The organism is Reichenbachiella sp. (assembly GCF_039941815.1).
GTDB lineage: Bacteria > Bacteroidota > Bacteroidia > Cytophagales > Cyclobacteriaceae > Reichenbachiella.
Genome location: NZ_JBDVDW010000032.1, coordinates 509,040 through 522,668 on the forward strand (window position 1 = coordinate 509,040; position 13,629 = coordinate 522,668).

Genomic DNA, 13,629 nt, shown 5'->3' on the forward strand with positions numbered 1-13,629 from the left:
TGATTTTGGTCAAACTCTGTTGTTGCTTGTTAGGCCCTCTTGAGGGCTAATTTAATTAAATCCTCCAGACTCACTTCTTCTCCTGTTTCATTTATGATTTTGTCAATGGTTTTTTCTGCGACAGATTTGTTGATACCCAATGTGGTCAGTGCGGATAACGCTTCTGATTTCAGCGTATTGCCCATCGAAAGCGATATACTCGGAGCATGGCCTTCTAGTTCTTCTTTGCTCATTTTATCCTTAAGCTCCAGGATTATTCTTTGGGCAGTTTTCTGGCCTATACCCTTCACTCCACTTATCGTTTTGACATCACTGTTTACAATGGCTGAATGTATCTCCTCTGGAGACAATGACGAAAGAATCATCAATCCTGTAGATGGACCCACTCCAGTAATGGAGATAAGCTGCAAAAATCGTTTTCTCTCTGATTCCTCGAAGAACCCATAAAGTGTATGAGCATCTTCTTTGACATGAAGATGTGTAAATATTTTACACTGCTCAAGAGACTTTATTTGTGAATATGTATTGAGAGTAATCTTTACATGATACCCAATTCCGCCGACATCGACCAGGACATAAGTTGGGTCCTTATCCGCTAGTTTTCCTTTAAGGTATGCTATCATTTTAGTTTTTTGTTGGCTGTAGCTTGTGCATCGACGACGGCAATTGCCGCCATATTATAAATTTCTCTAACAGAGCTGCCGGCCTGTAAAACATGCACTGGTTTTTGCATTCCCATTAGAATTGGTCCTATCGCTTCACTGGCTCCGATTTCCATTAGAAGTTTGTATGCAATATTTCCAGAAGACAAATTAGGGAAAATTAATGTGTTTACCTGATGACCTGCCAGGTCGCTAAATGGATAGGTCTTTTCCAACAATTTTTTGTTCATGGCTAGGTTGGCCTGGATGTCTCCATCGATGATCATATCAGGCCATTTTTCCTTAGCGATTTGAACAGCCTTGGCTGTTTTACTTGGAACGTCCCCTTTGGCAGATCCAAAATTGGAATAAGAGAGCATCGCTAGTTTTGGCTCAAAGCCAAAAAATTTCACTGCTCTATGCGTCAATTCTATGATATTGACCAACCCTTCTACATCAGGGTTGACGTTGACAGTGGTGTCAGCAAGGAAGAAGGTTCCCTTTTTATTCCTGATAATATACATACCTGCTACTCTACTCAACCCTGGCTCTACGCCAATGATTTGAAGTGCAGGTCTGAGGGTATTCGGATAATCGCTATTCAATCCTGAAATCAGAGCATCTGCCTCGCCGGTCTCTAGCATCATCGAACCATAATAATTCCTATCATGCATCTGATGACGCCCTTCATTCATTGTGGCGCCTTTTCTTTTTCGCTTTTCAAAATGAAGCTTGGCGAAATGTTCGATTTTTTCAGTTTGATAGAACGGGTCAATAATTTCACATTCTAAATCTAGCTCAAGTTCAGCAATCAGGCGTTTTATCTTTTTCTCATTGCCAAGTAGTATTGGTATTCCAACTTTCTCATCAGATATGAGTTGAGCTGCTTTTAATATCTTTTCTTCATCTGCTTCAGAAAAAACAATTCGTTTAGGGTTCTTTTTTGCGGCTGATATTATTCTTGAAATGATTCGCTTTTCAGCTCCGACTCTTTCCTCGAGCTCTATCTTGTACTCTTCCCAATCATCAATACTACCCCTTGCTACCCCAGAATCCATGGCTGCTTTTGCCACAGCGGATGAGATATTTGCTATTAGCCTTGGGTCTAACGGTTTGGGGATCAAATAGTCCTTGCCAAATTTGATTGTTTTCTCTCCATACGCCTTTGATACAATTTCTGGAACTGGCTGCTTGGTCATTTCTGCTAGTGCAGTTACAGCAGCCAATTTCATTTCTTCGTTGATCGCTGTTGCTCGCACATCCAGGGCCCCGCGAAATATATATGGAAATCCGAGGACGTTATTGACCTGATTAGGATGATCTGATCGCCCAGTGGCCATTACTATATCGTCACGGGTAGACATAGCCAGTTCATAAGCAATCTCGGGATCTGGATTTGCCAATGCAAAGACTATAGGGTCTTTAGCCATCGAGAGCAGGTCTTCAGGTGTGAGGACATTACCCATTGATAAGCCCAAAAACATGTCAGCATCCTTAACCGCTTCCGGTAAAGTAGAAATTTGGCATTGTGTAGCATACCGTGCTTTCATAGCATCCAAATTATCTCTATCGGATCGAATCACGCCCTTGCTGTCAAGCATGACGATGTTCTCTTTTGTGGCGCCCATCTTTACATAAAGATCTGTACACGCAATAGCCGCTCCACCGGCTCCATTCACCACAATTTTTATTTCACCGATTTTCTTACCAACCACTTCGAGGGCATTGAGCAAGGCGGCGCTTGAAATGATAGCTGTGCCATGCTGGTCATCGTGCATGACGGGTATGTTCATTTGCTCTCGAAGCTCTCCTTCAACCTTGAAACTTTCTGGAGCCTTAATATCCTCCAAATTTATGCCGCCAAACGTAGGTTCAAGAGACTTCACTATTTTGATAAACTCGTCCGAATCTTCTTCATCGATTTCAATATCGAAGACATCAATTCCTGCAAATTTTTTGAATAGTACTCCTTTTCCTTCCATCACAGGTTTGGATGCTTCTGGGCCTATATTTCCCAGTCCCAAAACTGCTGTCCCGTTAGAAATCACGCCTACCAAGTTTCCTTTGGCGGTGTACTTATATACTTTTTCTTTGTCTTCGGCAATTTCCAAGCAGGGCACTGCTACACCAGGTGAGTAGGCCAATGCCAAATCATGCTGTGTGGCCAATGGTTTAGTCGGTGTAACCTCGATTTTACCGGGTGTCGGTTCTGAATGAAAATCGAGCGCGTCCTTCTTACGTATTTTGAAACTCATATAGTATCTGTGGATTAAAATGTCTTAGGCTTTTGGGCACATGGGGCATGTGAATGGGCAAAAACCAAGGATCAAAATTGGGTAAAATCTGCGACAATATCGTAAGTAACAGGCAATAGTTTATACCCTGAGAAAATGTCTGGAAAGGCTACTTGCCGGCTGTAAAATCTTCACCTGAGCGAAATGTATTAAGAATTACTTCCATCTCCTGCATTAGAGCGCGCTTATCTTTAGATGGAGCATAGACGTATCCCTCGAGGTAATAAAGTCTTTGTTGCGATTCGTCAACAAATAAATAGCTCAATAGTGGCCCGCCTGCAGAGATGTCACTAAGCTTCCAGAGTGCTCTGGTTTCCAGAGCATATTTGCCATGAAAATTAACCTCTCTGACGTTCTTGTTTTCGTTCTGCAGTGTCATGTAAATATCCGGCTTCTGAATATCCCTGAGGTAGGATGAAGTCAATTCTTCACGGTAGGTCAGTACATCATCAAAAGGTTCTTTTGTGTTGAATGGGCGGAAATGTACGAATACATTCTTTTCATATTCAGGGTCTAATAATCTAATCCAAACAAAATCTCTTTGACTTTTCGCCAGATCGTATCCGTAGGGCACCTGTATGTCAAATCCGTGCGTTTCTCTAAGTGTTTTCTCTATTTGTTTTTCACGCACTTTAAAAATGGATTGACTGATTCTTTTGTTTTCAATATTCAGAAAATAGTTACGAATCAATTCCTTATCTCTTTTCAAATGAGTAATCAGTTGGTCCTCTGTTTGTCCAAACAGATGTACTATCTCCTGGCCTCTGGCAAATTGGTTTTTTTGTGCTAATCTATAAACCGAACTGTCATCTAAAATTTTCTCTAGTGATGAAGTGGTAAAATAATTTTGCATGGCCCGACTTTGCGCTCCATTGTTGTCGAGAGTACTCACAAAAATCATAGACTTGGCTGTCTTGAGTATACTATTCATCTTAAGCGGATTGATGTTGCGAAGCTTAAAATATGGCTCGTCTTGTGGAAGCCCAGGGACGTACGTAGAAAAAATTTCTCTTAGAGCTTCACCGAGTGGCCCATTCCACTGTGTGGTATCCATCACTGCTAATACCGCATTCGACTCTCCTAGGGCAACAGGAAGATGCGACTTGCTTCCATTGTTTTCTGTAACTGAGTCGCAGCTTGTCACAGAAATAAAAACCAAAAGTAGTAAAATCGCTTTTATGCGTAGATGGGTTAAATTCATAATTTTTTTATTCTTATAATAGCCAGTGCTGTACATCGTCACATGCTAATGAGTAGTTTTTGCCCAGGCTTCAGGCTGGATGAAGTGAGGTTGTTTAATTTCTTTATTTTATCAATGCTCATATCTTTATACAGCCTAGATATACTCCATAGTGATTCGCCCGATTTTACCATATGATAGGTGCCTCCCGCTACCACAGGTACAGGAGATGGCACATTTTTCACCACATAGGTATCCTTGGTTTTTGAAGAGTAATGGGGCAGTGTCCAGATATTGAGTCGTTGACCTACACGGATCATATTGCTGCTCAGATTGTTCCACCGCTTGAGATCAGACAATCGCACATGATATCGTTGTGCTATTGTACCTAGCACATCTCCACTTCGAACTCGATATACTTGTCGGGTACGTCCAAATGTACTGCCTGGTGAGTTTCTTGCCAGATATTCTAGTTCTTTGCGTCCAACCTTACTTGCTGAATCAAGTATACTGGTCTTGTTTTCTCGTATCTCTGGTGCCAAGTCTGCTGGTACTTTCAGTGAAAAATTTGAAGTGCCATCTGGTGTAGCTCCACGAATAATTTGCGGATTGAGGCCAATCAATTCATCAACGCATAGATTAACCTGTGAAGCAAAAGTCTCCATGTGCATATAGCCATCTATGCTAATGGTATCATATTCCAGAAGATAGTTTTCTTCCACATCGCCTAGTATAAAATTATGTTCGTCTAAGTAGTTGAGCGTATAGATCATAGCTACAAACTGGGGTACATAGGAGCGTGTTTCTCTAGGCAAGTACCTGTAGACCTCCCAGAAGGTCTTTTTGTAGCCAGATCTTCTGATGGCTTTTCGCACGTTGCCCGGCCCAGTGTTATATGCAGCAAGCGCGAGCTCCCAATCACCAAACATATTGTGAAGGGCTTTGAGGTATCTACAGGCTGCCTGAGTTGCTTCCCATGGGTCCATTCGTTCGTCGATGTACCAGGATTGAGATAGTCCGTATGAGCGGCCAGTGGCCGGCATAAATTGCCAAAGGCCTGCAGCGCCTACTCTGGACATGGCGTTGGGACGAAGTCCTGATTCTACTATAGAAAGATATTTTAGTTCATCAGGCATTCCTCGTTCCGCTAGTGCTTTCTCGAATATTGGAAAGAAGAGGTTTTTGTTGGCCAAAACGGATTTTGTGTACTCTCGATCCCGAATAGTGAAGTAATCTATGAATGACTTGATGCGCTCATTAAATTCCAGCGGAATAGTCGCCTCCAGACATTTCACCCTATCCTCCATGAGGTCATAGGGGACCTCAGGGAATTGATCCAATGAGGCGTCCTTCTGCGCCTTGGCTATTATAGGCAGAGCGGCCAATATAATGATCCAAATGATAAATCTTCTGGTCATGTCATTAGTTAGATAGTACGTGTTCAATCAAATATCTTGAAAAAGATAACAGTTTTTCTTCTTCAAAAGTATTCGCTATTACTTGAATTCCAATTGGCAGTCCATTTTTGTCCACTCCGTTGGGCAGAGAAATAGCGGGAAGTCCTGCCAGAGAAGCCTGAACAGTGAAAATATCCTCAAGGTACATTTCTAAAGGATCTCGATTATGACTATTTAGCTCAAAGGCGGTAGTCGGAGCAGTGGGCAAAATGATAAAATCATGCTGCTCAAAGATTTTGAGTGTTTCCTCTCTAATCAATCTTCTCACCTTTTGTGCTTTAGAGAAATAGGCGTCATAAAATCCTTCGCTCAATACATATGTGCCTAGTAATATTCTTTTCTTTACTTCCTCCCCAAAACCTTCGGAGCGTGTCTTTTTGTACATCGACTCGAGATCGTGAGCAGATTCGCTACGATAACCATAACGCACACCGTCGTAGCGTGAAAGATTGGTGCTAGCCTCAGCGGTAGTTAGTATATAGTACGTCGGTAGCACATAATCTAGGTATTCAAATGCCTGATGGTCAAGACTGTGACCCAGACTGCGGAGCTTTTCATACGTGATGTTGGTGGCTGACTTTACCTGGCTATCAAGTCCCTGATGGGTTAGAATATTGTCAAAATAGGCGATTTTGGCTGTGCCTTCCCAGTTCAGGTTATTTGAATAGGGCAAAACAGGTTTGTGTGATACAGTAGTGTCGAATTCGTCAGGACCTGCCATAATTTCCAAGGTCAGAGCGGTATCTTCAATAGAACGAGCCAATAGACCAACACAGTCGAAGGAGCTTGCATAGGCTGAAAGGCCATGTCTGGAAACTCTTCCATAATTGGGTTTCATTCCAATAATACCACAATAAGCGGCGGGCTGTCTTACCGACCCACCTGTGTCTGATCCTATTGAAACCAAACACATCTCGGCCTGAACAGCTACAGCTGACCCTCCAGAAGACCCTCCTGGAACACGATTTTCTCCTACAGCATTGATCACTGGTCCGAAAACTGAATTTTCGTTGGAGGAGCCCATAGCGAATTCGTCACAATTGTTTCGCCCAATCAGGATGGCATCTTCGTCAAGCATACGCTGAACACATGTTGCTGTAAATTGAGATTCGAAACCTTCAAGAATTTTACTGCTACATTGTAATGAATGCCCTTCATGACAGTAGACATCTTTGACGGTGAATATCATGCCGGCCAGCCGGCCAGCCGTGCCTGCGTCGATTTTAGATTGAAGCTTCTTAGCTTCTGCTAAGGCTTCTTCCGCATATACTTCGGTAAGTGCGTTGAGATGTTGATATTTTCGAATGTTGGAGAGGTAGTGGTTGACTAACCCTACGCAATCAATAGATCCCGAATCAATGTCTGATTGGATTCGAGACAGAGAATCGTATGTACTCAAAATTATGCTTTGTCGTCCTTGATACCTTCCTGAATCTCATCTTTGATTTCCTTGGAAGCATCCTTAAACTCTCTGATTCCCTTACCAAGCCCTTTTGCGAGCTCAGGAATTTTTTTCGCACCAAAAAGGAGTATGATAACCAAAACTATAATTACAAGTTCCCATCCGCCAGGCATCCCAAATGCTAATACTGTATTCGCCATTTTGTTTTGATCTAGTGTGTATTGTTATAAGTGTGCAAAGATAAACCAATTTGACTCAACTATACGGCTCACTTATTTAATATGTTATGCTGCACTGCTAATTTAAAAAAATGGAAAAGAGCTGATTGAAAATTATAAATTTTAAAAAAATCTAATGAAAGTTGAACCTAAATATGAGAGACTCGTTATATTCGTAATTACAAATTTTGTATAGACATATAATTTACTAAACTATTATCACACATGTTAAATATCATCTTACTAGCTATTGGATTGTCAACAAATCCACTTGAGACTAACTCAACATTCGTAACAAACACAGAAGAAAGCAGCGTAGTCTGGACTGCCACTAAAGTCGTAAGCGGCGGCCATAGTGGTACAGTAAAAATCGCCAATGGTTCTCTTGAAATTGACGGAACAAAATTGACTGGGGGTTCATTTGTAATCGATATGACATCTATCAACAACACGGACCAAGAAGGTCAATGGAAAGCAAAACTGGAAGGGCACTTAAAGTCTGACGACTTCTTCTCAGTAGAATCCTACAAGACTGCGGCACTCAACATCACTAAGGTGAAAAGCACCTCCGCTGGTAAATATGAGGTTACAGCCGATATTTCCATCAAAGGTAAAACGGAATCAATCACTTTCCCTGCTGAAGTGAAAGTTGAAGGCAACAAGGCAACAGCAACGGCTAAAATCACTATAGATAGAACAAAATTTGATGTGAGATATGGCTCAAACAGCTTTTTTGACAATTTAGGTGACAAAGCGATATCTGATGAATTTACTTTGGACGTGACTCTGGTTGCTGCGAAATAAGAATATAAGCCCAAAGAATTGAGGTATGTATGGCGGAGGCTGATAGTCTTCGCCATTTTTTTTATCTTGATGACAAAAAAAGCTATGACACGAGGAGATAAACGATTGGCTCTTGGTTCTATATTTATATTAATTGGTGTCCTTTTTCTACTAGACAACCTCAGAATTCTACCGGTAGAAATCCCCTTTTATTTTTTTACCTGGCAAATGATTTTAGTTTTGATCGGGCTCTATCATCTGCTTTCTGGAAACACAAAAGGCGGCTTTTTTTTCATTGCTCTAGGTCTGATATTCTGGCTACCCGAATACTTTGACGTTCGATTCAGGGATTATTGGCCTGTAATACTTATCGCGTTGGGAATAGGGTTTTTAATTGATAAAAAAAGATCCTAAAGCCTGTTAATAATTAATTTAATCGGCATTTTTAGACTCCATATTTGAGCTTGCGTGCGTCCAGTACTGTCTAAGCAATGCGTATAGATCGTTGACGATTCGTCAATTGGGTAGGCGTAGAGCACGGTTTTAGCATCCAATTTCTGAACTGAAGCTCTAGGTGCCAAATCATTTTCAAGGCTATATTGATACGCATCCAGAAGTTGAAATTCTAATTCTACCTTTTCAGTAGAACTTGAGTTGACATACCGAATATCAGTTTGATAGCTGGACTCCAGAGAATCTATCTCAACCCATTTTGAGAATTCACAATCCATCTTATCACCGCTAGCTTTGTTTTGAATGATGGAATCAAGTACCTGCATGATTTCCTCGCCAAGAATAGTTCCCCCTTGAAGAATCTCTCCTTCTGTCACTCTTTTTATTTCTCGTGACTTTACCAACTCTGCAGGTGATACTTTGTTTTTGTTTTGTTCGTGGCAGGCCATTGTCACCAGCAATACAATCATCCAACTATATCTCATCTTCTTCAATGGTTATTGAATTTCAAAATTATTCAATTCAAAAGACATATCAGTCAACAGTCTTTCATAGTTGACTGATACCTGTCTTTCACAAAAAGAAAGTCAACTTTCGCTGCTTCTGATTAGGAACTTAGTCTGCTTATCATTAATTTTTGATTCGTATGCTGCAAAAGGTCGAAGAAGAAGAAATTAATCCCCATATTCTCACCCGGGAATTGCCAGTTCTGGTCACTGGCGGAGCGGGGTATATGGCTTCTTGGCTCGTTAAATACTTATTGGAAGATGGCTATAAAGTTCGAATCACAGTGCGTGATTTGAATAAGGAAGATAAATATAAGCACCTACAAAAAATTGCAGAAAATGCGCGTGGTTCACTGGATATCCTTGAAGCGAATCTTTTAGAACCAGATGGTTTCAAGGCTGCGATGTATGGTTGCAATATCGTCTTCCATACGGCGTCACCTTATTTGCTAAGTGGAATTAGCAATCCTCAAAAACAATTGATAGACCCTTCATTCGACGGCACTAGAAATGTGTTGGAAATGGTGAACAAAAGTCATTCTGTGAAAAAGGTGATTTTCACTAGTGCCATTTCTGCTATCTATGGTGATATTTCTGATATCTCAATTACCAAGGACAATATATTTACTGAAGAGTACTGGAATAAATCGAGCAATCTCAAACATCAACCTTTGGCGTTTTCTAAAACGGTGGCCGAAAGAGAAGCCTGGAGAATACACGACGAGCAAAGCAGATGGAAAATGGTCGCCTTAAATCCTGCAATCATCCTGGGACCATCGCTTACTGCTAATAGCAGATCGGGTAGTTTTGATTTTATTAAAAAAATAGCCAACGGCACATTCAAGACTGGAGTGCCAAATGTCCAATACGGTTTTGTAGACGTGCGCGATGTGGCACAGGCGCATATTTTCGCGGCTCAAGATCAATATGCCGAAGGCAGGTTTATGCTGGTAAGTGAAGCTAAATCCATGCTGGAAATAGCTAACATCCTGCACAAAAAATTTGGTGAGTCTTTTCCATTTCCTAGAAAGGTATTTCCTCGAAAAATGCTCTACTTCTTTGGTTTCACAAAAGGGTTCTCTCGAAAATTCGTTGTAGAAAATGTGGACCAGAAACTTAAGTTTGATAATAAGAAGAGTCGACACGAAATAGGGGTTTATTATAAGCCCATTGATGAAGCCGCAACAGACCTGCTACAATTCATTCTAGATAATAATATGCTGGAATAGAAATTCTATTGGTGCAGAGTGCTAATACGCTCTCCTCTCAACGTAGTATATTCTTTCATCAAATTGGCTGTAAGACAAGAATGTACAGGCAATATGCCAAGTATGCTTCCAATTTTAACTTTTTCGAATTCCTTAGAGGACATTGTGATCTTCCCGTGCTCTTGTGAAAGAGAGATGACTGAGCAATCGTCGAGTGGAGCGGACCATCCTTTTTCGCCCAACAGTACTACTACACCATAATAGGCCTTGCCTTCACTATCGAGCAGCGATTCTTTGCTCAAGTGAACTGCCCCTCCGTGCACCACCACCTCTGATCGATCAGGATAGACCGCTACTACTGGTGCCGCCAAACAAACCGCGATATCCTCGTATCTGCAGGATCCAATTTGCGCTTGCATCACATCATAAAAAACCAAATTGCCGGGACGAATTTCATCTATATGCTCAAAAGATTTCATAATGCTTGCTGAAGGGGTATCTCCGACTGAAATCAGTAAAGAGCCTCCCAACTGATCGCGGAGTGCATTAAGCAATCCTACTTCTGTTTTGAAAATGGAAATAATTCGATCTTTTTGATTTTCTCGATAGGTATGTCCAAAATGTGCCAATAGCCCCTTTGGTACGTGGTGATCTGCTACTGATTGGATCATTTCATTTATGTCATCTACTTTCTTGTGCCACACACCTGTTCTACGATACCCGGTATCCACTTTGATATATACATCTACAGAGTCGGAAATACTAGTGTTTATTACCTCTATTGCTTCGATGGACTCCACCACCAAACCAAGCTTTACTTGCTTACTTAGATGTTTCAATACTTCTATTTGCAGCACATTGATGGGGAAAGCTATGGTGATATCATTCCACCCCTGACCGGCAAAATAAACCGCCATATCTATAGACGAGACTGTTATGCTGATCACACCATATTCTCGATACCATTCGCCTATTTCTTTAGAAAAATGTGTCTTAAAGTGAGGCCTGTAGTTTACTCCTGAAGCTTTTGCCTTTTTTGCCATCCTTTCTATGTTTTGAATGGCTTTTTTCTTGTCTAAGAGCAGGGTAGGCCTTGTGACTTTGTACATATCCGATGACGTTATGACGCCAGCAGACGTCTGTGATAATTGATCTGGCCGAGGTGGTACATGAGATGGCCAGTCAAATGAATCAAAAAATAAGAAAAAGTAATCGGTTTGCCAAATACCTCTACAGGATAGATTTGCTCTAAATGGTCATCAGATAAATTGCTCAGTGCTTTTTCGACAGCTTGCTTGGTAGCAGACACCTCATCCATAAGTTCTTCAATAGATAGGTTTTTACTGGCAAACTCTTCCTCTCGTTTTCGGATATAACCATCCTTGCCTACAATAGCTCCAATGAAGTGCTGTAAATTTCCACAAATGTGCAGGGTCAGATTGCCTGCTGAATTTTTTATATCCCCTTCTATTTTCCAAATATCAGCAGATCGTATATAAGACTGAATTTCTTTTTCGAGACTGTTTAGGTCTCGTATAATTAATTCTTTTATTGATTGAACATTTGTATTCATACGGGCTAAGATGGAGTATTGATATAATTCAGAAATTCCTTTTTAGTGTCTTCTTGGCTAAATTTGCCACTAAAATGAGCTGTCCCTGTTTTACTATTAGTATCGCCTACGCCACGTGATGACACGCACATGTGATTAGCGTCTATGACCACACCTACATCCTGAGTATTTAAGACCTTCTTGAGTTCATTAGCTATTTGCACGGTCATTCGCTCTTGTACCTGCGGTCGTTTGGCATAGTACTGAACGATACGATTAATCTTGGATAGGCCAATCACATTTCCACTTGAAATATAAGCCACATGTGCTTTCCCGTAGATGGGTACAAAATGGTGCTCACAGTGAGAATAGAAGGTAATCTCTTTTTCTACGAGCATCTGATCGTAGCCAAACTTGTTTTCGAATAGTCGAGCGTGCGGCTTGTTCTTGGGGTTAAGACCACTAAACACTTCCTTAACATACATTTTGGCAACTCTATTTGGGGTACCCTTCAAGCTATCGTCAGATAGGTCAAGACCAAGCACCTGCATGATTTCTTTGAAGTGTTTGGCGATGAGTTCAATCTTCAACTCATCATCCATTTCAAATGCGTCCGTTCTTAGTGGAGTATCGAATGATGTGGCCACATGATCCAGGTCGTCGATTATATCTTCAGACTGGGTATTCGACGTAGTTTCTTTCTGTTTCATATAGCTTTATTTTCAACTCGTATTTCTCGTTTATTTCACTTCTCAGAAGATCATGAATCACTACAACTATATTTTCAGCAGTAGGGTTCAAGTTTTCAAACTCTGCTACGTCAACATTGAGGTTTTTGTGATCCAGCTTATTTAGTACTTTCTCTTCTATCAGGTCACTCAGTGCTTTCAAATCATAGACATATCCCGTATCAGGATCGATCTCTCCAAACACTCCTACTTCAAGGTTATAATTATGACCATGATAGTTTGGATTGTTGCACTTGCCAAAAACAGATTGATTTTTTTCATCACTCCATTCTGGGTTGTGCAATCTATGTGCAGCATTAAAATGCTCAACTCTATAGACAGCTACTTTCATAGTGCAATGTTACGCCATTCTACTAAAATGGTTCATTTTACAAAATTTGAAATCTCAGGGTGCAAAAATTGAAAGATCTGCAACCTTGATTGCTGCATACCTGTTTAGTATAGCCATTCACGCTCAGTTAATAGAATAAAATATATCTTCGCGTGTTCTCCGTAAAATACCTATTCGATGGATTTTGATGAAATAAAAAATCATATTAAAAAATATCAGGAGGATGGTAAAAAGTTATTCACCACCTCTTCATTTCAGACGCACAGTATTGTTCTGCTTCATTTGCTGAGCCGTATTGATAAATCTATCCCGGTATACTGTCTTAATACTGGTTTCCTTTTTCCTGAGACTATGGCTTATAAAGATCAGCTGGCTGATGAGTTTGGTCTTAATATGATCGAGATCAAACCAGATGTACCTAAGAGTCTGCAAAAGGACAGTGAAGGAAAACTTCTATTTGCCTCTGACCCCGACAGATGTTGCTATTACAACAAGGTACAGCCCATGGACAGGCTACTCTCTGACTTTGACATTTGGATCAACGGGATACGACGAGATCAAAACGCAAATAGAGCCAAAATGAAAGTCGAAGAGCATTCGAAGTTTGATTCGGTACGATTTCATCCTATGCTCGAATGGACCAACAAAATGATCTTTGATTACATTAGAGAGTATAATCTGCCTAAGCATCCTTTGGAAGCTCAAGGATATAGCAGCATAGGTTGTGAGCCTTGCACACGCAAACCAAGCCTCGAAATGATGGAACGTGAAGCGCGTTGGTATGGAATGAATAAAACAGAGTGTGGACTACACACCGAATTAGTAAGTAAGTAACTACTCCTTTTTTGATTTAAG

At 40.8% G+C, this 13,629-nt stretch carries 15 protein-coding genes; 4 read left to right on the forward strand and 11 right to left on the reverse strand.

Going from position 1 to position 13,629, the window contains the following annotated elements:
- Positions 1-29: 29 nt before the first annotated feature.
- The 6 genes from ruvA to tatA all read right to left on the reverse strand — a co-directional run bounded on the left by ruvA (position 30) and on the right by tatA (position 7,174).
- The gene (gene ruvA / locus ABJF11_RS09415; RefSeq protein ID WP_348119560.1) at positions 30-623 is read right to left on the reverse strand and encodes a Holliday junction branch migration protein RuvA; all 594 of its coding nucleotides are present in this window, start codon (positions 621-623) and stop codon (positions 30-32) included.
- Positions 620-2,896: an NADP-dependent malic enzyme gene (locus ABJF11_RS09420; protein WP_348119561.1), complete on the reverse strand. Its 2,277-nt coding sequence runs from the start codon at positions 2,894-2,896 to the stop codon at positions 620-622. The genes ruvA and ABJF11_RS09420 overlap by 4 nt, the downstream gene beginning before the upstream one ends.
- Positions 2,897-3,044: 148 nt before the next feature.
- Entirely contained in the window at positions 3,045-4,136 is a 1,092-nt protein-coding gene (locus ABJF11_RS09425; protein WP_348119562.1) for a DUF4837 family protein, read from the reverse strand.
- Positions 4,137-4,174: 38 nt separating this feature from the next.
- Positions 4,175-5,533, reverse strand: coding sequence for a LysM peptidoglycan-binding domain-containing protein (locus ABJF11_RS09430; protein ID WP_348119563.1), 1,359 nt, complete (start codon positions 5,531-5,533; stop codon positions 4,175-4,177).
- Between the two features lie 4 nt (positions 5,534-5,537).
- Complete coding sequence (gene gatA, locus ABJF11_RS09435) at positions 5,538-6,971, reverse strand: Asp-tRNA(Asn)/Glu-tRNA(Gln) amidotransferase subunit GatA (RefSeq protein WP_348119564.1); 1,434 nt, start codon at positions 6,969-6,971, stop codon at positions 5,538-5,540.
- Positions 6,972-6,973: 2 nt separating this feature from the next.
- On the reverse strand, positions 6,974-7,174 hold the full coding sequence (tatA, locus tag ABJF11_RS09440; RefSeq protein WP_348119565.1) for a twin-arginine translocase TatA/TatE family subunit: 201 nt from the start codon (positions 7,172-7,174) through the stop codon (positions 6,974-6,976).
- Positions 7,175-7,417: 243 nt separating this feature from the next.
- Between tatA and ABJF11_RS09445 the strand changes: the two genes are divergently transcribed.
- Positions 7,418-7,996, forward strand: coding sequence for a YceI family protein (locus tag ABJF11_RS09445; RefSeq protein ID WP_348119566.1), 579 nt, complete (start codon positions 7,418-7,420; stop codon positions 7,994-7,996).
- 84 nt (positions 7,997-8,080) lie between these two features.
- Positions 8,081-8,389: a DUF5668 domain-containing protein gene (locus ABJF11_RS09450; protein WP_348119567.1), complete on the forward strand. Its 309-nt coding sequence runs from the start codon at positions 8,081-8,083 to the stop codon at positions 8,387-8,389.
- Here ABJF11_RS09450 and ABJF11_RS09455 read toward each other — a convergent pair.
- The gene (locus ABJF11_RS09455; RefSeq protein ID WP_348119569.1) at positions 8,386-8,913 is read right to left on the reverse strand and encodes a hypothetical protein; all 528 of its coding nucleotides are present in this window, start codon (positions 8,911-8,913) and stop codon (positions 8,386-8,388) included. The two genes, ABJF11_RS09450 and ABJF11_RS09455, sit on opposite strands and share 4 nt — an antisense overlap.
- 161 nt (positions 8,914-9,074) lie before the next feature.
- Here ABJF11_RS09455 and ABJF11_RS09460 point away from each other — a divergent pair, with 161 nt between their 5' ends.
- A complete protein-coding gene (locus ABJF11_RS09460; RefSeq protein WP_348119570.1) occupies positions 9,075-10,163 on the forward strand; it encodes an NAD-dependent epimerase/dehydratase family protein in 1,089 nt (362 codons plus the stop codon).
- 5 nt (positions 10,164-10,168) lie between these two features.
- On the opposite strand, the gene ABJF11_RS09465 is transcribed toward ABJF11_RS09460, so the two are convergent.
- The 4 genes from ABJF11_RS09465 to ABJF11_RS09480 are packed head-to-tail and all read right to left on the reverse strand — an operon-like array spanning position 10,169 to position 12,774.
- Positions 10,169-11,251 (reverse strand): alanine racemase, encoded by a 1,083-nt coding sequence (locus tag ABJF11_RS09465; RefSeq protein ID WP_348119571.1) that lies wholly within the window; start codon positions 11,249-11,251, stop codon positions 10,169-10,171.
- An 11-nt stretch (positions 11,252-11,262) separates the two neighbouring features.
- Entirely contained in the window at positions 11,263-11,715 is a 453-nt protein-coding gene (locus ABJF11_RS09470) for a DinB family protein (protein WP_348119572.1), read from the reverse strand.
- Positions 11,716-11,720: 5 nt separating this feature from the next.
- Positions 11,721-12,404, reverse strand: a complete 684-nt coding sequence (gene folE / locus ABJF11_RS09475) for a GTP cyclohydrolase I FolE (protein ID WP_348119574.1) — start codon at positions 12,402-12,404, stop codon at positions 11,721-11,723.
- The gene (locus tag ABJF11_RS09480; protein ID WP_348119575.1) at positions 12,367-12,774 is read right to left on the reverse strand and encodes a 6-carboxytetrahydropterin synthase; all 408 of its coding nucleotides are present in this window, start codon (positions 12,772-12,774) and stop codon (positions 12,367-12,369) included. Before ABJF11_RS09480 ends, folE begins: the two co-directional genes overlap by 38 nt.
- Before the next feature lie 177 nt (positions 12,775-12,951).
- Here ABJF11_RS09480 and ABJF11_RS09485 point away from each other — a divergent pair, with 177 nt between their 5' ends.
- Positions 12,952-13,608, forward strand: a complete 657-nt coding sequence (locus tag ABJF11_RS09485; RefSeq protein ID WP_348119576.1) for a phosphoadenylyl-sulfate reductase — start codon at positions 12,952-12,954, stop codon at positions 13,606-13,608.
- The last annotated feature ends 21 nt before the right edge of the window (positions 13,609-13,629 follow it).